23 protein-coding genes are annotated in these 20035 nt (G+C 72.0%); 17 read left to right on the top strand and 6 right to left on the bottom strand.

Going from position 1 to position 20035, the window contains the following annotated elements:
• Positions 1–191: 191 nt before the first annotated feature.
• From AB0L37_RS33105 to AB0L37_RS33155, 11 genes are all read left to right on the top strand, one after another.
• The gene (locus AB0L37_RS33105; RefSeq protein WP_365513920.1) at positions 192–1373 is read left to right on the top strand and encodes a ParA family protein; all 1182 of its coding nucleotides are present in this window, start codon (positions 192–194) and stop codon (positions 1371–1373) included.
• Positions 1358–1936 carry a hypothetical protein gene (locus AB0L37_RS33110; RefSeq protein ID WP_365513923.1) on the top strand — a complete coding sequence of 193 codons (579 nt, stop codon included), beginning with the start codon at positions 1358–1360 and terminating at the stop codon, positions 1934–1936. The genes AB0L37_RS33105 and AB0L37_RS33110 overlap by 16 nt, the downstream gene beginning before the upstream one ends.
• Before the next feature lie 194 nt (positions 1937–2130).
• Positions 2131–2991: a segregation/condensation protein A gene (locus AB0L37_RS33115; protein WP_365513926.1), complete on the top strand. Its 861-nt coding sequence runs from the start codon at positions 2131–2133 to the stop codon at positions 2989–2991.
• Positions 2988–3623, top strand: a complete 636-nt coding sequence (gene scpB, locus AB0L37_RS33120; protein ID WP_365513929.1) for an SMC-Scp complex subunit ScpB — start codon at positions 2988–2990, stop codon at positions 3621–3623. The genes AB0L37_RS33115 and scpB overlap by 4 nt, the downstream gene beginning before the upstream one ends.
• A gap of 10 nt (positions 3624–3633) precedes the next feature.
• Complete coding sequence (locus tag AB0L37_RS33125) at positions 3634–4794, top strand: pseudouridine synthase (RefSeq protein WP_365513932.1); 1161 nt, start codon at positions 3634–3636, stop codon at positions 4792–4794.
• Positions 4795–4909: 115 nt separating this feature from the next.
• On the top strand, positions 4910–5884 hold the full coding sequence (locus AB0L37_RS33130; protein WP_365513935.1) for a sigma-70 family RNA polymerase sigma factor: 975 nt from the start codon (positions 4910–4912) through the stop codon (positions 5882–5884).
• Positions 5881–6474: a TIGR03086 family metal-binding protein gene (locus tag AB0L37_RS33135; RefSeq protein WP_365513938.1), complete on the top strand. Its 594-nt coding sequence runs from the start codon at positions 5881–5883 to the stop codon at positions 6472–6474. The genes AB0L37_RS33130 and AB0L37_RS33135 overlap by 4 nt, the downstream gene beginning before the upstream one ends.
• Positions 6475–6513: 39 nt before the next feature.
• Entirely contained in the window at positions 6514–8001 is a 1488-nt protein-coding gene (locus AB0L37_RS33140; RefSeq protein ID WP_365513941.1) for an MFS transporter, read from the top strand.
• Between the two features lie 115 nt (positions 8002–8116).
• Positions 8117–8860: an NUDIX domain-containing protein gene (locus AB0L37_RS33145; RefSeq protein ID WP_365513944.1), complete on the top strand. Its 744-nt coding sequence runs from the start codon at positions 8117–8119 to the stop codon at positions 8858–8860.
• Positions 8857–9873 (top strand): ADP-ribosylglycohydrolase family protein, encoded by a 1017-nt coding sequence (locus AB0L37_RS33150; RefSeq protein ID WP_365513947.1) that lies wholly within the window; start codon positions 8857–8859, stop codon positions 9871–9873. Before AB0L37_RS33145 ends, AB0L37_RS33150 begins: the two co-directional genes overlap by 4 nt.
• Before the next feature lie 40 nt (positions 9874–9913).
• Positions 9914–10705, top strand: coding sequence for a nucleotidyltransferase domain-containing protein (locus tag AB0L37_RS33155; RefSeq protein ID WP_365513951.1), 792 nt, complete (start codon positions 9914–9916; stop codon positions 10703–10705).
• Positions 10706–10815: 110 nt separating this feature from the next.
• Here the strand turns inward: AB0L37_RS33155 and AB0L37_RS33160 are convergent, their stop codons facing one another.
• Genes AB0L37_RS33160 through AB0L37_RS33175 form a run of 4 tightly spaced genes read right to left on the bottom strand, consistent with a single transcriptional unit; the run spans position 10816 to position 13251 of the window.
• Positions 10816–11499 (bottom strand): nucleotidyltransferase domain-containing protein, encoded by a 684-nt coding sequence (locus tag AB0L37_RS33160; protein ID WP_365513954.1) that lies wholly within the window; start codon positions 11497–11499, stop codon positions 10816–10818.
• A 22-nt stretch (positions 11500–11521) separates the two neighbouring features.
• Positions 11522–11965, bottom strand: a complete 444-nt coding sequence (locus AB0L37_RS33165) for a Rieske (2Fe-2S) protein (RefSeq protein ID WP_365513957.1) — start codon at positions 11963–11965, stop codon at positions 11522–11524.
• Positions 11962–12546: a DUF6529 family protein gene (locus tag AB0L37_RS33170; protein ID WP_365513960.1), complete on the bottom strand. Its 585-nt coding sequence runs from the start codon at positions 12544–12546 to the stop codon at positions 11962–11964. The genes AB0L37_RS33165 and AB0L37_RS33170 overlap by 4 nt, the downstream gene beginning before the upstream one ends.
• A 27-nt stretch (positions 12547–12573) precedes the next feature.
• Complete coding sequence (locus AB0L37_RS33175; protein ID WP_365513963.1) at positions 12574–13251, bottom strand: hypothetical protein; 678 nt, start codon at positions 13249–13251, stop codon at positions 12574–12576.
• A gap of 167 nt (positions 13252–13418) precedes the next feature.
• Between AB0L37_RS33175 and AB0L37_RS33180 the strand changes: the two genes are divergently transcribed.
• The 6 genes from AB0L37_RS33180 (at position 13419) to der (ending at position 18411) form a co-directional block, all read left to right on the top strand.
• The gene (locus AB0L37_RS33180; RefSeq protein ID WP_365513966.1) at positions 13419–13853 is read left to right on the top strand and encodes a YidB family protein; all 435 of its coding nucleotides are present in this window, start codon (positions 13419–13421) and stop codon (positions 13851–13853) included.
• 119 nt (positions 13854–13972) lie between these two features.
• Complete coding sequence (gene aroH / locus AB0L37_RS33185) at positions 13973–14335, top strand: chorismate mutase (protein ID WP_338694990.1); 363 nt, start codon at positions 13973–13975, stop codon at positions 14333–14335.
• Complete coding sequence (locus AB0L37_RS33190) at positions 14332–15417, top strand: prephenate dehydrogenase (protein WP_365513969.1); 1086 nt, start codon at positions 14332–14334, stop codon at positions 15415–15417. The genes aroH and AB0L37_RS33190 overlap by 4 nt, the downstream gene beginning before the upstream one ends.
• A gap of 111 nt (positions 15418–15528) precedes the next feature.
• A complete protein-coding gene (gene cmk / locus AB0L37_RS33195; protein WP_365513972.1) occupies positions 15529–16215 on the top strand; it encodes a (d)CMP kinase in 687 nt (228 codons plus the stop codon).
• Positions 16173–16859 (top strand): lysophospholipid acyltransferase family protein, encoded by a 687-nt coding sequence (locus AB0L37_RS33200; protein WP_365513974.1) that lies wholly within the window; start codon positions 16173–16175, stop codon positions 16857–16859. The genes cmk and AB0L37_RS33200 overlap by 43 nt, the downstream gene beginning before the upstream one ends.
• 79 nt (positions 16860–16938) lie before the next feature.
• Positions 16939–18411 carry a ribosome biogenesis GTPase Der gene (der, locus tag AB0L37_RS33205; RefSeq protein ID WP_365513977.1) on the top strand — a complete coding sequence of 491 codons (1473 nt, stop codon included), beginning with the start codon at positions 16939–16941 and terminating at the stop codon, positions 18409–18411.
• Between the two features lie 6 nt (positions 18412–18417).
• On the opposite strand, the gene AB0L37_RS33210 is transcribed toward der, so the two are convergent.
• Both AB0L37_RS33210 and AB0L37_RS33215 read right to left on the bottom strand, forming a co-directional pair.
• Positions 18418–18741 (bottom strand): hypothetical protein, encoded by a 324-nt coding sequence (locus AB0L37_RS33210; RefSeq protein ID WP_365513980.1) that lies wholly within the window; start codon positions 18739–18741, stop codon positions 18418–18420.
• A 220-nt stretch (positions 18742–18961) separates the two neighbouring features.
• A complete protein-coding gene (locus tag AB0L37_RS33215; protein WP_365513983.1) occupies positions 18962–19741 on the bottom strand; it encodes a hypothetical protein in 780 nt (259 codons plus the stop codon).
• Positions 19742–20035: the final 294 nt, after the last annotated feature.

The following is a 20035-nucleotide window of genomic DNA, read 5'->3' on the forward strand; positions in this document are numbered from 1 at the left end:
GCGAAACGCACCGAAGAGCCGTCGTACGCCCTTGACATGAGGGTGTTCCGTTACCGACACATCCTGCCGGGTCCGGCGGATTGTGTTGCTGCGGAGCGGTGACACGCCATAGAGTCGCCAACCGTCGGCATGGTGCCACGCTGACCTATCGATAAATGTTCCTGGTCACATCCAAGGAGGTAAGACGACTTGTGAATGAGTCGACATTTACTCCCGGAGGTGGCCAGCCAGGCGGACAGGTTCCCGCGGGGCTTCAAGCTGTCGGCTCCGTAGCTGTGCGTACCTTCGCGGCCCACCAGAGCGGCTCCCAGAGCACCTCCCAGCAGACGCCGACGCAGACAGCACACCAGAGCATGGATGGCCATCACGTGAACGCCATGGCCGGCGACCGAAGTGGCGACACACACAGCCACTTCGCCGACTACGACGAACTGTCCCCCGAGGGGCACTTCTACGACCCCGACGCCGAATACGAGCCCGACCCCGAGTACGCGGCCACGCTCGCCCCGGACGCTGCCCGCCAGCGCCGCGAGCGCGTCGGTCCGACCGGGCGTCCGCTGCCGTACTTCCCGATCCCAGGCCCGCTGACCGACCACGGTCCCGCGAAGATCATCGCGATGTGCAACCAGAAGGGCGGCGTCGGCAAGACCACGTCGACCATCAACCTGGGTGCGGCACTCGCGGAGTACGGTCGCCGGGTCCTGCTCGTCGACTTCGACCCGCAGGGTGCCCTGTCGGTCGGCCTCGGCGTGAACCCGATGGAGCTCGACCTCACGGTCTACAACCTGCTCATGGAGCGGGGGATGTCCGCGGACGAGGTGCTCCTGAAGACCGCGGTCCCGAACATGGACCTGCTCCCGAGCAACATCGACCTGTCCGCTGCCGAGGTGCAGCTGGTCAGCGAGGTCGCGCGCGAGTCCACGCTGCAGCGGGCGCTGAAGCCGCTGATGGCCGACTACGACTACATCGTGATCGACTGTCAGCCCTCGCTCGGCCTGCTCACCGTGAACGCGCTGACGGCCGCTCACAAGGTGATCGTGCCGCTGGAGTGCGAGTTCTTCGCGCTGCGCGGTGTGGCCCTGCTGACCGAGACGATCGAGAAGGTCCAGGAGCGGCTGAACCCGGAGCTCGAACTCGACGGCATCCTCGCCACGATGTACGACTCCCGGACCGTGCACAGCCGTGAGGTGCTCGCGCGGGTCGTCGAGGCCTTCGACGATCACGTGTACCACACGGTGATCGGCCGGACCGTGCGCTTCCCGGAGACCACCGTCGCCGGCGAACCGATCACCACGTACGCGTCCAACTCCGTGGGTGCCGCCGCCTATCGCCAGCTCGCCAGGGAGGTGCTCGCCCGGTGTCACGCCGAGTGAGTCTGCCGGGGGCCGACGAACTGTTCCGTACGACCGGCGGCATGGCTCTGCAGGCGTCGTCGCCGCGGCGCCCCGCGAACGGTGAGGCGCGGGTGCCGAACCCCGCCGGGGAGAGCGACGAGGCGGCCGCCGCCGCGCCCGCCGCCTCCGGCGCCGGTGAGGACGGTGACGCGGACGCCCCGTCCGCCGAACACACCACCGCCGAGGCGGAGTCGGACGCCGGATCGCGCAGCCGCGGCGCCGCCGCGGAGGCCTCGGAGAAGTCGGCCAGACGTGCGCAGGAAGGTTCTGGCAGCGGCCGGGGCACGGCTGCCGCCCGGCGCCGCTCCCGAGCCGCCAACCGGCGCCCCAGCGGGCGTGAGCGGCACGACGAGAAGATCACCGTGTACGTCTCCGCCGAGGAGCTGATGGACCTCGAGCACGCGCGTCTGGTGCTCCGCGGTGAGCACGGGCTCGCCGTCGACCGCGGCCGCATCGTGCGCGAGGCGGTCGCCGTGGTCCTGGCCGACCTGGAGTCCCGCGGGGACGCGAGCATTCTCGTCCGCAGGCTGCGTGGGCGGTAGCCTCCGGCACTGTGCCTGTGAACGATTCGTCCTCTTCTGTGCCTGAGCGGGGTGCGCGTCGGCGTGCGCTGGGGCGCGGGGCGCTGTCCGATCCGGCCGAGCCGGAGCGCGCTGCCGGGCCGGCGGCGGAGCCCGTTGAAGAGGCGCCCGGCGCTGGGGGCCGCCTTGCCCACCCTGCCGCCCCAGGCGGCAGATTGCCCAGGACGGCGGAGCCCGAACCTGAAGGTGAGGGAGGCGACGACGGGAAGTTCACCGTTCGGCTCTCGAACTTCGAAGGGCCCTTCGATCTGCTCTTGCAGCTGATCTCGAAGCACAAGCTCGACGTCACCGAGGTCGCGCTGTCGAAGGTGACCGACGAGTTCATGGCCCACATCCGGGGCATGGGCTCGGACTGGGATCTCGATCAGACGACCGAGTTCCTGGTCGTCGCCGCGACGCTGCTCGACCTGAAGGCCGCCCGGCTGCTGCCCGCCGCCGAGGTGGAGGACGAGGCCGACCTCGCGCTCCTGGAAGCCCGGGACCTGCTGTTCGCGCGGCTGCTCCAGTACCGCGCGTACAAGCGGATCGCCGACATCTTCAGCGGCCGGCTCGACGACGAGGCGCGGCGGTATCCGCGGACCGTGGGGCTCGAACCGCACCACGCCGAGCTGCTGCCCGACGTCGTCATCAGCATCGGGGCGCAGGGCTTCGCCGAGCTCGCCGTGAAGGCCATGCAGCCCAAGCCCAAGCCGCAGGTGTACGTCGACCACATCCACGCGCCGCTGGTGAGCGTGCAGGAGCAGGCCGGGATCGTCGTGGCGCGGCTGCGCGAGCTGGGCGAGGCGAGCTTCCAGGACCTGGTCGCCGACACAGAGGACACCCTCACCGTCGTCGCGCGCTTCCTCGCGCTCCTTGAGCTGTACCGGGAGAAGGCCGTGGGCCTGGAGCAGGAGACCGCGCTCGGGGAGCTGCTCGTGCGCTGGACCGGCGGCGAGGACGAGGCGGAGCCCGTGGTGACGGACGAGTTCGACCGGGCTCCCGACCCGGAGACCGAGCAGAAGGAGGGTGCGTCATGACCGTGGAGGCAGAGGCCGGGAGCGGTGTCGCGGCGCTCGATCTCAAGCCCGCGCTCGAAGCCGTGCTCATGGTCGTGGACGAACCCGCCACCGAGGAGCACCTCGCCAAGATCCTGCAACGGCCGAGAAGGGCCGTGGCCGACGCTCTGCGGGCCCTGGCCGACGAGTACACGGTGCAGGGCCGCGGCTTCGAGCTGCGGCTCGTGGCGGGCGGCTGGCGCTTCTACACCCGCCCGGAGTACGCCGCAGCCGTCGAGGGGTTCGTGCTCGACGGGCAGGTGGCCCGGCTCACACAGGCCGCTCTGGAGACCCTCGCCGTGGTCGCGTACCGCCAGCCGGTCAGCCGATCCCGGGTCTCCGCCGTGCGCGGAGTCAACTGTGACGGGGTCATGCGGACCCTGCTCCAGAGGGGTCTGGTGGAGGAGGCGGGCGCGGAACCCGAAACAGGTGCGATCCTGTACAGGACGACGAACTACTTCCTGGAGCGGATGGGCCTGCGAGGCCTGGACGAGCTGCCGGAACTCGCGCCCTTCCTCCCCGAGGCGGACGCGATCGAGGCGGACACGCTGGAAGGGGTGCCGTCGTTCGACCCGGACGCACCCGATGCGCCGGGTACCGACGCAGACGACTAACGGAAATTTGATGCGAAGCAGCAGCGGCAGGAACAGCAGCGGAAACAACGGCGGGAGCCGTGGTGGCAACAGCGGCGGCCGCGGCGGGAGCAGCGGTGGCCGCGGTAACTACCGCGGTGCCGGTAACAACCGCGATGACAGGCGTGACGACCGGCGCGACGACAAGCGGGACGACCGGCCGGCCCGTCCGAAGAAGCCGCGTCCGGAGGAGCGGCGCTACGACGTGGGCCCCGGCGGCACCCAGGAGGGTCCCAAGTCGGGCCGCGGCGCCTCGGCGCGCGGAGGCGCCAAGGGCGGCCCCAAGCGGGGCCAGCAGTCCGCGCCGAGCCGTGGGCGCTGGGTCCCGGCGACGTCGCGCGAGTACGAGGCGCGCGCCGAGGAGCGCAACCGCGAGCGCTACGCGGGCAAGCAGAAGGTCAACCTCCCCAAGACGTTCCCCGGCGCCGAGCAGGAGGGCGAGCGGCTCCAGAAGGTGCTCGCCCGCGCCGGCTACGGCTCGCGGCGTGCCTGCGAGGAGCTCGTCGACCAGGCCCGTGTCGAGGTCAACGGCGAGATCGTGCTCGAGCAGGGCATGCGCGTCGACACCGAGAAGGACGTCATCAAGGTCGACGGTCTGACCGTCGCCACGCAGTCGTACCAGTTCTTCGTCCTGAACAAGCCGGCCGGCGTCGTCTCCACCATGGAGGACAACGAAGGACGGCAGTGCCTCGGCGACTACACGAACAACCGTGAGACGCGGCTGTTCCACGTGGGCCGGCTCGACACCGAGACCGAGGGCGTCATCCTGCTCACCAACCACGGCGAGCTGGCGCACCGCCTGACCCACCCGAAGTACGGCGTGAAGAAGGTCTACCTCGCGCACATCGTGGGCCCGATCCCGCGTGACCTGGGCAAGCAGCTCAAGGACGGCATCCAGCTGGAGGACGGGTACGCGAAGGCGGACCACTTCCGTGTCGTCGAGCAGACCGGCAAGAACTACCTGGTCGAGGTGACCCTGCACGAGGGCCGCAAGCACATCGTGCGGCGGATGCTGGCCGAGGCCGGCTTCCCCGTCGACAAGCTGGTCCGTGTCGCCTTCGGGCCGATCACGCTCGGCGACCAGAAGTCGGGCTGGCTGCGGCGTCTGTCGAACACCGAGGTCGGCATGCTCATGAAGGAAGTCGACCTCTAGAGATCTGAGGCATGCGCATCGGCCGGTTCCCGGAGAAATCCGGGGGCCGGCCGATTCCTTTTCGCCGTCCCGGCGGTCAGTACCAGGGATGGACTGCCGAAGGGGAGTGGGCGGCGTGGCCGATCGTGAGGAGTTCGTGCGGGTGGCGGAGCCGCTGCGGCGGGAGCTGCTCGTGCACTGCTACCGGATGCTCGGGTCGGTGGACGACGCCGAGGACCTGGTGCAGGAGACGTATCTGCGGGCCTGGCGGGCGTACGACGACTTCGAGGGGCGGGCCAGCGTACGGACCTGGCTGTACCGGATCGCCACCCGTACGTGCCTGACGGCCATCGAGACGCGGGGGCGGCGCCCGCTGCCGTCCGGGATCGGGGCGCCGTCGGACGCCCCGCAGGAGCCGGTCGGGCGGGCCTCGGACGACGTGCCGTGGCTCCAGCCGCTGCCGGACGCCCTGGTGGACCCGGCGTCGCTCGTCGTCGCGCGGGGGAGCGTGCGGCTCGCCCTGGTCGCCGCGTTGCAGGAGCTGCCCGCGCGGCAGCGGGCCGTCCTCATCCTGCGCGAGGTGCTCGCCTGGCGGGCGTCCGAGGTCGCGGCCGCGCTCGGCACCAGCACGGCTGCCGTCAAGAGCACCTTGCAGCGGGCCAGGGCACGGCTCGACGAGGTCGCCTCGGCCGAGGACCTGCTGTCCGAACCGGCCGCCGTCGACGAACGGGCCCTGCTCGACCGCTACATGGCCGCCTTCGAGCGCGGCGACGCCGACGCCCTTGCTCAACTCCTGTACGACGGGATCGAGTTGGAGATGCCGCCGTACGCCGCCTGGTTCAGCGGCAAGAAGGACGTACTGGCTTTCCTGGGGGCGCGGGTGCTCGACCCGTTCGGCGGCCTCCGGGTCCGGATGCGGCCCACGCGGGTCAACGGGCAGCCCGCGGTGGGGACTTACAAGCCGGAGGGCGAGGTGTACCGGCCGCACTCCGTGCAGGTGCTCACCCCGGGGGCCGACGGGGAGCGGATCGCACGGATCACCGCGTTCCTCGATCCCGGGCTCGTCGAGCGCTGCGGGCTGCCTCCGGTGCTGCCCCGGGAGCGGTCGTGAACCCCGACGAGCTGCTCGAGCGCGCCCTCGCGTACGCGCTCGGCAGCCTGGCCGGGGTCACCGCCTGCCAGCTGTCCCGGCCGACCCCGTGCGCGCGCTGGGACCTCGGGGCGCTCATCGGGCATCTCGACGACTCCCTGGACGCGCTGCGGGAGGGGCTCGGGGGCGGCTGTGTGGGGCCTGGAGGGGGTGTGGCGGCCTGTCCGGGGGGCGACCCCGGGGAGGGCTTCAGGGCGCGTGCGCGGGCGCTCCTGGGGACGCCCGTACGGGACGGGGCGGCCGTCGTCGTCGCGGACCGGGACCTGCCCGCCGGGATCGTGGCCGCCGTCGGCGCCGTGGAGATCGCCGTGCACGGCTGGGACGTGGCGCAGGCGCGCGGCCTCGCGCGGCCCGTGCCGTCCGCGCTCGCGGCCGAACTGCTGCCGCTGGCACGGCGGTTCGTGGCGTGCGACGACCGCGGCCCGCGCTTCGCCCAGCCGGTCGAGCCGGGTCCCCGCGCCCGCCCCGGCGACCGGCTCGTCGCCTTCCTCGGGCGCCGCCCCGGGCCGCCGCGATTCCTTTTCGGACCGGGCCCGGTCTGTCTTCCGTGACTGCGCACCACCCGTAGATCCGGAAGGACAGTCACCGTCATGGCAGACATGATCGATACGGAAACCCTCATGGGAGCAGGGGGCGGGCCTGGCCTCGCGTCCCGCGCCCCCACGACACCCACCCGCGCGGCGCCGCCCGTGCGCCGCGGCTGGACCGTGGCGCTCGCCGGGCTCGGCGCGCTGCTCGGCTCGCTCGACGTGGTCGTCGTCTCCACCGCGCTGCCCGCCCTGCGCGCCGACTTCGGGGCGAGCCTGTCGCAGCTGGAGTGGACGATCAACGCGTACAACCTGGCCTTCGCCTGTCTCACGCTGACCGGCGCCGCGCTCGGCGACCGGTTCGGGCGGCGGCGGATGTTCGTCGCCGGGCTCGCCCTGTTCACGCTGGCCTCGGCCGTCGCGGCGCTCGCACCGGGACCCGGGCTGCTCATCGCGGCGCGGGCTGTGCAGGGCGCGGGCGGGGCGCTCGTGCTGCCCCTGACGCTCACCCTGATCAGCGACGCCTTCCCGGCCGAGAAACGGGGCGTGGCCATCGGCCTGTGGGGCGGCGTCACCGGGGTCGGGGTGGCGATCGGCCCGGTGCTCGGCGGGGCCGTCACCGAAGGGCTGTCCTGGCAGTGGATCTTCTGGATCAACGTGCCGATCGGACTGGCCATGATCCCGCTGTCCTTCCTGAAGCTGCGCGAGAGCCGCGGGCCGCGTCCCCAACTCGACCTGGTGGGGCTTGTGCTGGCCGCCGCGGGGATGTGGGCGCTGACGTGGGCGCCGGCCCGTGCGCCCGAGGCCGGGTGGGGGAGCGTCGAGGTGACCGGGGCGCTGGTGCTCGGCGTCGTGCTCGTCGCGGCGTTCCTGCGCTGGGAGCGGCGGGCCCGGTATCCGATGCTGCCGCTCGCGTACTTCAGGCTGCGCGGGTTCTCGGCGGCGAACGGGGCGCTGTTCCTCCAGCTGGTGTCCCTGCTCGGGGCGGTGTTCATGATCTCGCAGCTGTTCCAACTGGGGCTCGGGAACTCGCCGTTGGAGGCCGGCGTGCGGATTCTGGTGTGGACCGGGATGCCGTTGCTCGTCGCGCCGGTCGCGGGCGCGCTCGCCGACCGGTACGGCAACCGCCTGTTCATGCTGACCGGGCTGCTGCTCGAAGCGGCCGGGCTCGGTCTGATGGCCGTGGTCACCGAGCCGGGGGTGGCGTACGGGAAGCTCGTCGTGCCGCTGATCCTCGCCGGGGTCGGCATCTCCATGGTGTTCCCGACCGCGGCCAACGCCGTCACCTCGGCGGTGCCGCCCGCCGACGCGGGCGTGGCCTCCGGCGTGAACATGGCGCTGCGGGAGCTGGGCGGGGTGTTCGGCGTGGCGATCGCCGCGGTCGTCTTCGCGCGGGCCGGCGGGTACGGGTCGCCGCAGGCGTTCATGGACGGGTTCGTGCCCGCGCTGTGGGTGTCGGCGGGGGCGTCGGCAGCGGGAGCGGTGGTCGCGGCGTTCGTGCCGGGGAAGGCGGGGGAGGCGCGGGACGCGAAGGCCATGGCCGAGCGCTGACGGCGCGTACCTCTCGACCCTGCCTCTTGGCTTCCGCTGCTTGTCGGCTCGTGCCTCTTGCGTGGTTCCGCCCCTCTCTTTATAGTCAACTAGACGTTAAAGAGAGGGGTGGGTCATGCAGGAATACGACAAGCACGCCTACGAGCCCTTCGCCGTCACCGTCGACCTCGCCGTGTTCACCGTCCGCGCGGGCGCCCTGCGCGTCCTGCTCGTCGAGCGCGGACAGGAGCCGTACGCCGGCCGCTGGGCGCTGCCCGGCGGTTTCGTGCAGCCCGACGAGGCGGCCGAGACGGCGGCGCGGCGCGAGCTCGCCGAGGAGACCGGGCTCGGGGACGTCGACGGGCGGCTGCACCTGGAGCAACTGCGCACCTACAGCGAACCGGACCGCGACCCGCGGATGCGGGTCGTCTCCGTCGCGTTCGCCGCGCTGGTGCCCGATCCGCCCGAGGTCAGCGGCGGCAGCGACGCGGCGCGGGCCGAGTGGCTGCCGTACGGATCACCTGCGTACGGGCCGCTCGCCTTCGACCACGACCGGATCCTCGCCGACGCCCACGAACGGGTCGGCGCCAAGCTCGAGTACACCTGCCTGGCCACGGCGTTCTGCCCGCCCGAGTTCACGCTCGGCGAGCTGCGGCAGGTCTACGAGGTGGTGTGGGGCACCGAGTTGGACCCCGCGAACTTCCGGCGCAAGGTGCTCGCGACGCCCGGATTCGTCGCGCAGATCCCCGGCGCGTCCCGGCTGACCGGCGGACGCGGCAAGCCCGCGGCGCTGTACCGGGCCGGCGGCGCCGTCTCGCTCCATCCGCCGCTGCTGCGGCCCGCACCCGATCACGACGACACCGAGGGAACCCGCCGATGACGAAGACCGCCGCCACCGGAGCGCTGCTGGGGCTCGCCCTCGGGGACGCGCTCGGATTTCCGACCGAGTTCAACGACGTACCGTCGATCCTCGCCAAGTGCGGGCCCTGGCGGGAGATGGAGCTGCCCGGGCCCGTCGCGTACATCACCGATGACACGCAGATGACGTTGGCGGTGGCGCGGGCGCTGCGCACCGGCATGGGCCGTGGCCCGCTCGGGCCGAAGCGGTTCGAGCGGCCGCTGCGCGAGGAGTTCGTCGACTGGTTCCACTCGCCGCAGAACAACCGGGCGCCCGGACGTACGTGCCTGGTCGCCTGCCAGCGGCTCGACGGCGACCGCCTCTGGCAGGACGCCAGTCAGATCCACTCCAAGGGCTGCGGCGCCAACATGCGCGTCGCGCCGCTCGGCCTCGTGCCGGAGCTGACCGACGAACAGCGGTCGGGGGCCGCGCAGTTGCAGGCCGCGCTCACCCACGGGCACCCCACCGGGCTCGCGGCGAGCGACCTCACGGCGCGGGCCGTGCACCTGCTCGCGCGCGGCGCCGAGCCCACCGGACTCGTGGGGCAGCTGCGGTCGTACGCGCTCGACAACCGCACGCGGTACCGCGAGGACTGGCTCGGCGACCTGTGGCGGCGCTCCCAGGACCCGAGCCCCGAGCACTTCATGGCGCGCGGCTGGGACGACTGCCTCGCCGTCCTCGAGCGGTTGGAGGCGGCCCTGCGCGTCGCCAACCCGGAGGTCGATCCCTGCCTCGCCACGGGGGAGGGCTGGATCGCCGAAGAGGCCCTCGCCACCGGCCTGTTGTGCTTCCTCCTCTTCGTCGACGAGCCGCTCCTCGCGCTGCGCCGCGCCGCGTGTACGTCGGGGGACTCGGACTCGATCGCCTGTCTGGCCGGGGCGTTCGCGGGGGCGTATCTGGGGTCGGATGCCTGGCCGGCGGCGTGGGTGGAGCGGGTCGAGCACCGGGACGAGCTGCTCGGGTTCGGGGCGGAGTGGAACGGGGCCGGGCGGTAATTCGGTGGGGCGGGCGTACGGGGTCGGCCATCATCGGCGTATGACCTCCGACGCCTCCACGACAGCCTCCGTGACCGCCGCCGTGGACCTGGCCGCCATCATCGCCGCCGAACCCGACCCGCTGCTCTTCGCCACGGTCTCCGGGGCGCACCTGTACGGGTTCCCCTCGCGGGACTCCGACATCGATCTGCGCGGCGTGCACCTTCTGCCCGTCGAGGCGCTGGTCGGGCTGCGCGAGCCGGAGGAGACCCGGTCGCGGATGTGGCTCGCGGACGGTGACGAGGAGGACGTCGAGATGGACCTCGTCACGCACGACCTGCGGAAGTTCGTACGGCTCATGCTGCGGCGCAACGGGTATGTGCTGGAGCAGCTGCTGTCGCCGCTGGTCGAGCACACGACGCCGGCGCACGCCGAGCTGATCGCGCTCGCGCCCGGCGTCGTCACGCGGCACCACGCCCACCACTACCGGGGGTTCGCCGGGACGCAGTGGCGGCTCTACGAGAAGACGCGCGAGCTCAAGCCGCTGCTGTACACGTTCCGTGCGCTGCTCACCGGGATCCATCTGATGCGCAGCGGTGAGGTGCAGGCTCATCTGCCCACGCTGATCGGGGAGTTGGGCGGGGTCGCGCCCCGGTATCTGCCGGAGCTGATCGCGGCGAAGGCTGTCGCGGAGCATGCGGGGGCCGAGGTCGACTTCGGGCGGGTGGCCGGTGATGTCGAGGGGCTGCATGGCGTGCTGGATGCTGCGCAGGCGGGGTCGGGGTTGGCGGAGGAGGCGTCCGCGTATGACGCGCTGGATGACTTTGTGGTGAGGGTGCGTTTGGCGGGGTGAGCGGGGCTGTTGCGCGGGCCTGATGAAGCGCGCGCCCGGCGCTGGGGGGCTGCCTTGCCCATCCTGCCGCCCTTGGCGGCAGATTGCCCAAGGCGGCGGGCGCCTGCCTTTCAGGGCTGGGCCGAGGCTCTGCGGGTGCGGATCAGGAAGGCCTCCACGCGCGGGCGGTCCGGGTTCTCGGGGAGCGGGGTGTGCCGGGAGGCCTCTTCCGCCTCGGCTGCCAGGGCGGTCAGGCGGTGCTCCACCTCCGGCCACGGCACCTCGCCGCGCTTCACCGCGAGCAGGGACTCCCGGGCCTCGCCCACGTCGATCGTCAGCTCGCCCGTGCGCAGCAGGTCGCGGCACGACATGAGCAGGCGCAGCAGGTGCATCGCGTGTTTCCAGCGCGGGGCGCCGTGCGTGCGGACATCGGCCTCCAGCTTCCTGCGCTGGCCGTCGGCGTAGCGGGCGAACGTGGTGTGCGCCTGGCGGGACAGGAACGCGCCGCGCAGGGCGAGGAGTTCCTCGCCGACCGGGGTGACGCGTTCGACGAGCGGGGAGTGCAGGCACTCCAGGATGTTCGGGTTGGCGCGCAGGGCGAGTTCGCAGAAGCGCTCCAGCTCCCAGGAGAACTGTTCGTCGGCCGGGCCCTCGATGTGCGTCGGCGGCTTGTCGAAGCGCCAGAAGAGCGGCGTGGGCGCCAGGTACACGCCCCGCCGGTCCGTGTCGCTGTCCTGCGTCGCCAGGCCGAAGGCGCGCGAGCCCATGACGCAGCTGTAGACCGTGTGGTCGCGGACCAGGTCGTGCGGTTCCATCCGCTGAGATTAGGCGGAAGGATCAGGCGAGCGTGATCGAATTTCCGGTGACCTTGATCTGCCGGGGGTCCAGCGGGCGTGGCGCCGGGCCGGCCGTCACCGCGGCGTCCGCGATCTTGTACTTCGAGCCGTGGCAGGCGCAGTTGATCGTGCCGCCCGACACGTCGCGGACCGTGCAGCCCGCATGCGTGCAGACCGCGGAGAACGCCTTGAAGGTCCCCTTGTCGGGCTGGGTCACCACGACCTTCTCGTCCGCGAAGACGGTGCCACCGCCGACCGGGATGTCCGAGGTCTTCGCCAACTCGTCGGCGGCAGAAGGCGTTTGAGGCCCTGAGCCGGTCGGTTCCGCACGCGTCGCCGGTGGCTGTTCCCGCTCGCCCCCGCCCTCGTCCCCGTACTTGCTGCACCCCGCCGCCAGCGCCGCCGCCCCTACGACGAGCACGCTCCTGCGGCCCGGTGACCTCATGTCGTCACCCCCACCGTGCGGAAGAACCACAGCGCCGACGTCAGCCACAGCAGCGTGAGCACCGCGAACGCGAGGCCGCCGACCAGCGGCAGGAGCCGGCCCGGAAGGCGCTCCGCGCGCAGCAGCAGCATCTTGGCGCTGAACGCCCCGAAGAAGAAGCAGCCGAGGAACGAGTGCCACATCACGCGCGTCGAGTACGTCTGATAGCCGAGCGCGTACAGGCAGTGCACCGCCACCGGCACCGCGACGAGGAACGCGATCCGGCCCGACCAGCGGTGCAGGGCCGGCGCCCACGACGGGCCGCGCAGCTTCCCGTAGACCATGAAGGCCGAGACGATCTGGACGAGCGCGAAGGCGAAGGCCACCGTCGCCAGCCACGACTTGACGGCGCTGGTGCTGGAGAACCCGGCGATGTTGAACGCCGTGCCCTGCGGGTCGTGGACCTTCCCGTACGCGCCGAGCCCGACCGCCACCACGGCCGCGACGACCGCGGGCACCAGGTAGCGGGCCGCGCCGGGGCGGCGGTGGTCGGGGCCGGAGCCGGGGAAGCTCTGCGTGGCGGCGTTCGGATCGACGGTCATGAGAACCCCTTCTCGGGCCCGAGGCGGTCAGGGGACCACGGGACGTGCGGTGAGCTGCTCGCCGTCGACCGTGACGGAGCCGGTCTCCGGGTCGATGGGCGGCGCGGCCGACGGCTCGTCGTCGCGGCGCACGATGCCCACCTGACGGCCGCCGGGCAGCACGATCCAGCCGCCGGCGACCTTCGCGCCGCGCACCTCGGTGGTCGCCCGGTACAGGCCGGACGGCTTGACGGCCTTCTTCGCCGTGAACGCGTACGGATGCCCGCCTACCTCGACGGTGCCGCGGATCCGGTCGTTCGCGAGTTTCCCCTCCAGGCGCGCGCCGTGGCTGCCGCTGAGCTTCATGGAGCCGTCGTCCTCGACGTTCCCCTTCAGCCAGGACTCCTTGGTGCGGCCGTCGCAGAAGTACGCGATCGCCTTGTCGCCGTTCACGGAGACCGAGACGGCGGACGTGTCGTCGTCCGTGCGGCCCGCGTAACTGCTCTTGGGGCGGCCCGCGCTCCGCGTCGGACTCGGGCTCGCCGAAGGACTCGACGACGGGCTCGCCGTGGACGGGGCCGCTTTCGAGGGGGACGCCGTGACCGAGGCCGCGGGCTGCGTCCCGTACGACGCCGTGCCCTCGCCGGTCGTCGCGTTCAGGGACAGCATGAACAGGCCGAGGGCCAGCCCTGCGAACAGTGTGAACAGGGGTCCTGAACGCTTCATGGTCGAGCCTCCCCCGAGGCGGCAGCGGTGCCGCTCCTATGCAAGCAGCTCCGGCCGAGTGGCGACAGGGGGCGGTTCGGGTGACATTGGCAGGGTCTGCGGTGGGAGCCGCGCGCCCCCTCCGCGCTGATTTCTCGTACGTCTCGTACGTCTCGAAAGGCGTGACCATGGCGAGCAACAACGGCGGTCTTGACCTCGGCAGCCTTCTCGGCGGCCTCCTGGGCGACAAGGCGGGGGGCGGCTCCGCGGGCAGCGTGCTCACGTCGCTGCTCGCCGCCTTCACCAAGGGGCAGAGCGGCTCGGCGGGCGGCAACCCCCTGGGCGGACTCCTGGAACAGATCACCAAGTCGGGCCTGGTCAGCCAGGATCAGGTCGAATCCTGGGTGGGCAAGGGCGACAACAAGTCGCTCACCCCGGAGCAGGTCAAGGACGCCCTGCCGGACGTGACGCTGCAGAAGGTCGCCGCCGAGTCCGGCGTCACGCCCGACGAGGCCGCCAAGGAGATCGCCGGGGCGCTGCCCACGGCCGTCGACAAGCTCACCCCCGACGGAGAGGTCCCCGGTCTCTCCCTCGACGAGCTCGTACAGCAGCAGAAGCTGTAGACGTACGTCCACGTCTGCGCGGCCCCCGTCTCGGCAGGCGGGCGCCGCGCACCGGTGCGTACGGCCCCAACTACGCTGGGCGGCGGCAGAACGTACGGACAGGATCAAGGAGTGACACCGTGGCGGTACGAGCGGTGCGGGGCGCCGTCCAGCTGGAGCGGGACGAGGCCGGGCACATGGACGAGCAGGTCAGCGAGCTGCTCACCGCCGTCATCGAGCGGAACGGGCTGACCCACGACGACCTGATCTCGATCTGGTTCACGGCGACGCCCGACCTGCACTCCGACTTCCCGGCCGCCGCCGCCCGCAAGCTCGGCATCGTCGACGTCCCCCTCATCTGCGCCCAGGAACTCGACATCGCCGGCGCCATGCCGCGCGTCGTCCGCCTCCTCGCCCACGTCGAGACCGAACTGCCCCGGTCCGAGGTGGCGCACGTCTACCTCGGCGCCGCGGCCGCCCTGCGCAAGGACATCGCCCAGTGAGAACCGCACTCGTCATCGGCACCGGCCTGATCGGCACCTCCGCCGCCCTCGCCCTCGCCTCGCGCGGCGTCACCGTGCACCTCGCCGACCACGACCCGCAGCAGGCCCGCACCGCGGCCGCCCTCGGCGCCGGGACCGACGAGGAGCCCGAGGGGCCCGTCGACCTGTGCGTCGTCGCCGTGCCGCCCGCGCACGTCGCCGGTGAGCTCGCCGAGGCCATGCGCCGGCAGGTGGCCCGCGCCTACATCGACGTCGCCAGCGTCAAGGGCGGCCCGCGCCGCGAGCTGGAGGCGCTCGGCCTCGACCTCACCCCCTACATCGGTACGCACCCGATGAGCGGCCGGGAGCGCAGCGGCCCGCTCGCCGCGACCGCCGACCTCTTCGAGGGACGCCCCTGGGTGCTCACGCCGACCCGGGACACCGACACCGAGGTGCTCAACCTCGCCCTGGAGCTGGTCGCGCTCTGCCGCGCGGTGCCCGTCGTCATGGACGCGGACGCCCACGACCGGGCCGTCGCCCTCGTCTCGCACATGCCGCACCTCGTCTCCAGCATGGTCGCGGCCCGCCTGGAGAACGCCGAGGAGGCCGCCGTACGGCTGTGCGGCCAGGGCATCCGCGACGTGACCCGGATCGCCGCCTCGGACCCGCGGATGTGGATCGACATCCTCTCCGCGAACCCGGGGCCCGTCGCCGACCTGCTCTCCGCGGTCGCGGGCGACCTGGAGCAGACGGTGGCGGCGCTGCGCTCCCTGCAGTCCTCCGACGACGCCAAGCGCCGCGAGGGCGCCGACGGCGTCGAGACGATGCTGCGGCGCGGGAACGCGGGCCAGTCCCGGGTCCCCGGCAAGCACGGCGCGGCCCCGGCGGCGTACGAGATCGTGGCCGTCCTCATCTCCGACCAGCCCGGCGAGCTGGCCCGCATCTTCGCGGACGCCGGTGCGGCCGGGGTCAACGTCGAGGACGTACGGATCGAGCACGCGACCGGGCAGCAGGCCGGTTTCGTGCAGCTGATGGTGCAGCCCGCGGCCGCGCCCAAGCTGGCCGCCGCCCTGCGCGAGCGCGGCTGGGCCATGCGGCAGTAAGAGACGGTGGAAGAGGCGGCAGTAAGACGCGCTCGCGGGAGCCAGTAACCTTGTGCGGGGCGCTTTTGCGCCCCGCCCCCGCCCCGTGTACTCAGAAAGGTGCCCGTCACCGTGGAAACCGCCGCCCCGGCAGCAGTGATCGTCGCCATCGACGGCCCCTCCGGAACGGGCAAGTCGAGCACCTCGAAGGCCGTCGCCGCGCAGCTCGGCCTGAGCTACCTGGACACCGGCGCCCAGTACCGGGCGATCACCTGGTGGATGGTGCACAACGGCATCGACCTGACCGACCCCTCCGCCATCGCCGCGGTCGCCGGCAAGGCCGAGATCGTCTCGGGCACCGACCCGTCCGCCCCCACCATCACGGTGGACGGCACGGACGTCGCGGGCCCCATCCGCACCACCGAGGTCACCTCCAAGGTCAGCGCCGTCAGCGCCGTCCCCGAGGTGCGCGCCCGGATCACCGAGCTCCAGCGCTCCATCGCCGCCGCGGCCGAGAAGGGCATCGTCGTCGAGGGCCGTGACATCGGTACGACGGTGCTGCCCGACGCCGACCTGAAGATCTTCCTCACCGCCTCGCCCGAGGCCCGTGCCGCCCGCCGCTCCGGCGAGCTGAAGGGCGCCGACGTCAAGGCGACGCAGGAGGCCCTGATCAAGCGCGACCAGGCCGACTCCAGCCGCAAGACGTCGCCGCTGGCCAAGGCCGACGACGCCGTCGAGGTCGACACCACGGAGCTCACGTTGCAGCAGGTCATCGAGTGCGTCGTGACCCTCGTCGAGGAGAAGCGGGCCTCGAAGTGAGCCAGGCTCCCTCGGAGCGGGGCGCCGAGGTCGGGCGGCGCATCGGCGTCGGTCTGATGTACGGGCTGTGGAAACCGCGCGTGCTCGGGTCGTGGCGGGTGCCCGCCGCAGGCCCGGTGATCTTCGCCGTGAACCACTCCCACAACATCGACGGCCCCATGGTCATGGGTGTCGCCCCGCGGCCGACGCACTTCCTGATCAAGCAGGAGGCGTTCGTCGGGCCGCTCGGTCCCTTCCTCGAAGGGATCGGCCAGGTGAAGGTCGACCGTTCCACCGCGGACCGGACGGCCATCACGCGTGCGCTGGGCGTCCTCGCCGACGGCGGTGTGCTCGGCATCTTCCCCGAGGGGACGCGCGGCGAGGGCGACTTCGCCTCGCTGCGGGCCGGGCTGTCGTACTTCGCGGTGCGCTCCGGCGCCCCGATCGTCCCGGTGGCGGTGCTGGGAAGCACGGAGAAGCACGGACGGTTGATAAAGGGGCTGCCCCCGCTCAGGAGCCGGGTCGACGTCGTGTTCGGCGACCCCTTCGAGGCGGGCGACGGCAGCGGACGGCGTACGCGCAAGGCCCTCGACGAGGCGACCGTGCGCATCCAGGAGCGGCTCACCGCCCACCTGGACGACGCCAGGCGCCTGACCGGGCGCTGAGCGAGACTTTCAGTAGTGCGCGCACCTCTCGTGGGTACGCGCACCGATCACCACGAATGAACGACGAGGTACGGACTTCATGAACGACCAGATCCAGCCCGAGGGCTCCCCGGACCATGAGCACGGGGCGCTCGGCGACTCTGAGTACGCGGAGTTCATGGAGCTCGCCGCCGAAGAGGGCTTCGACATCGAGGACGTCGAGGGCGCGATCGAGGAGGCGGGCCACGGCCCGCTGCCCGTGCTCGCCGTCGTCGGCCGCCCGAACGTCGGCAAGTCGACCCTGGTGAACCGCATCATCGGCCGCCGTGAGGCCGTCGTCGAGGACAAGCCGGGCGTCACCCGCGACCGCGTCACCTACGAGGCCGAGTGGGCGGGCCGCCGCTTCAAGGTCGTCGACACCGGTGGCTGGGAGCAGGACGTGCTCGGCATCGACGCGTCGGTGGCCGCGCAGGCCGAGTACGCGATCGAGACCGCTGACGCCGTCGTCTTCGTCGTCGACTCCACGGTCGGCGTCACCGACACCGACGAGGCCGTCGTACGCCTCCTGCGCAAGGCCAACAAGCCCGTCGTGCTCTGCGCCAACAAGGTCGACGGCCCGTCCGGCGAGGCCGACGCCACCGCCCTGTGGTCGCTCGGCATCGGCGAGCCGCACCCCGTCTCCTCGCTGCACGGCCGCGGCACCGGCGACATGCTCGACGCGGTCATCGAGGCGCTGCCCGAAGCGCCCCCGCAGACCTTCGGCACCGCCGTCGGCGGCCCGCGCCGCATCGCGCTGATCGGCCGTCCGAACGTAGGAAAGTCGTCGCTGCTCAACAAGGTGGCCAACGAGGACCGCGTCGTCGTCAACGAGCTGGCGGGCACCACCCGCGACCCGGTCGACGAGCTGATCGAACTCGGCGGTGTCACCTGGAAGTTCGTCGACACCGCCGGTATCCGCAAGAAGGTCCACCTGCAGTCCGGGGCCGACTACTACGCCTCGCTGCGCACCGCCGCCGCGGTCGAGAAGGCCGAGGTCGCGGTCATCCTGATCGACGCCTCGGACTCGATCAGCGTCCAGGACCAGCGCATCGTCACGATGGCCGTGGACGCCGGACGCGCGATCGTCATGGCGTACAACAAGTGGGACACCCTCGACGAGGAGCGCCGCTACTACCTCGAGCGCGAGATCGAGACCGAGCTCGCGCAGGTCGCCTGGGCGCCGCGGGTGAACGTGTCGGCCCAGACCGGCCGCCACATGGAGAAGCTGGTCCCCGCGATCGAGACGGCCCTGGCCGGCTGGGAGACCCGCGTCCCGACGGGCCGCCTGAACTCCTTCCTCGGCGAGCTCGTGGCCTCCCACCCGCACCCGGTCCGCGGCGGCAAGCAGCCCCGCATCCTGTTCGGCACGCAGGCCGGTACGAAGCCGCCGCGGTTCGTGCTGTTCGCCTCCGGGTTCATCGAGGCCGGCTACCGGCGCTTCATCGAGCGCCGGCTGCGCGAGGAGTTCGGCTTCCAGGGCACGCCCATCCACATCTCGGTGCGGGTGCGCGAGAAGCGCGGCAAGAAGAAGTAGCAGAGCTCAGCGCTCGTGGCGCGGACCGGGCGGCAGCGCGGCAGGGAAGTGATGTCCCTGACTGTGCTGCCGCCCGTTCGTCTGTGGGTGCTGCATGTGCTGGCCGTGCTGCGTGTTCTGCGCGTTCCAGTGGTGCTGAGCCGTCGGGTAGTGCGGGCTGCCGTGGTGGCGCGCTCCGTACGGGCCCGTGCCGAACGCCGTGAACCCCAGATCCTCCTCGCCGCTGCGGTCGCCGGGCAGCGCCCGGAAGGACCGGCGGTACTCCGCGTACAGGGCGTCGTAGATCGGCGTGGCCGAACGGGTGGCCGGCTGCTCCTCCGCCGGACGCATCGACGGGATGTGGTGCGGGTACGGCTGTCGCCGGCCTGCCGGGGATGAGGTGGGGTCGTATGGGTGCACGTATGTGCCAACGACCCGGACCCCCGACGGATGCGCCCTTGGCCTCGGCTTTTGCGGGGCGTCAGGAGTGTGACCGGCGCATTCGTGGGGGTCCGGGGGACGGGCTCGGGTGCGGTCCGGGCTCGGCTCAGGTGTCGGCCCGGGTACGGGCTCAGGTACCGGCGAGCGGCATCGCCGCCGCGACCAGACGGCCGTTCGCCGCGGCCTTGTCGAGGGCGTCGCGGAGCAGGTCCTCGCGGCCCTGACGGCCGATCGAGCCGACCGGGGCAGCGAACACGAGCACCGTGTGCGTCTTGTTGGCCGCGGCGCGCCAGCCCTCGGTGACCTGGAGCGGCTGGTGCGCCTGCCACCAGGCGACCTGGGAGGGCGAGCCGCCGGTGCCGGGCTGGAGGACCGCGTGCAGCTGGCCCATGGCGAGCAGCACCGACCAGCCGGGCAGGGTGCGCGGCGCCTCGGTCAGCTCGGCGAGCGGCATGAAGCCCTGCTCGATCAGGAGCGGCAGGAAGTCGTCGCCGCCGGCCTCGGCGCCGGGGCGCGAGATGGGGCCCGTGGGCTCCACGACCAGCGCCGGGTGCAGCTCGCCGCCGAGCAGCACCAGGCCGCTGGTGACGCCGAGCACGGCCTGGGCCTGGGTGGCGGCGGGTGCGTCCCCGGAGTAGCCGGCGACGGCCCGTACGGCGCCCTGGAGCTGGTCCTCGGCGACCTGGACGACCTGGGAGGGCAGGCAGGCGGCGTGGGCGAAGGCCAGGACGGCGGTCTCGTCGCCGACGAACAGCACCGTGCTGGTGCGTTCCTGCTCGGGGTCGCCGGGGGTGCGGCACGACGTGCAGTCGTACCCGCCGGGGGCGTTCTCCCCGGCGAGCAGCCGGTCGGCTTCTTCGTCGCCGATCTCGGCGCGGACGTCGTCACTCACGTCGAGCAAGCGCGGCACGGGTGGCTCCTCACATCGGATGTGTGCGTATGAAGGGTCAACGGGTGATCTGTGGCCGGAGTCACGCCCGGAACCGAACGGAATCCACCCATCCGAAGCGCACGGTGAAGAGGCGCCCGGAATTTGTCACTCCATGCCAACTTGTCGGTATTCCGAGCAAGTTGAACCGGTGAGCTGGGTCACAGATCACCGGAGTGCGTGGTCGACAAATTCGGACATCGGGCAATTAAGTGGGTGGCCTGAATTCGTCGCTACTTCGGGTAACGGCGAACTGGCCTGGAGTGACGAGGAGTT

The organism is Streptomyces sp. NPDC052225 (assembly GCF_040679615.1).
Classification (GTDB): Bacteria; Actinomycetota; Actinomycetes; order Streptomycetales; family Streptomycetaceae; genus Streptomyces.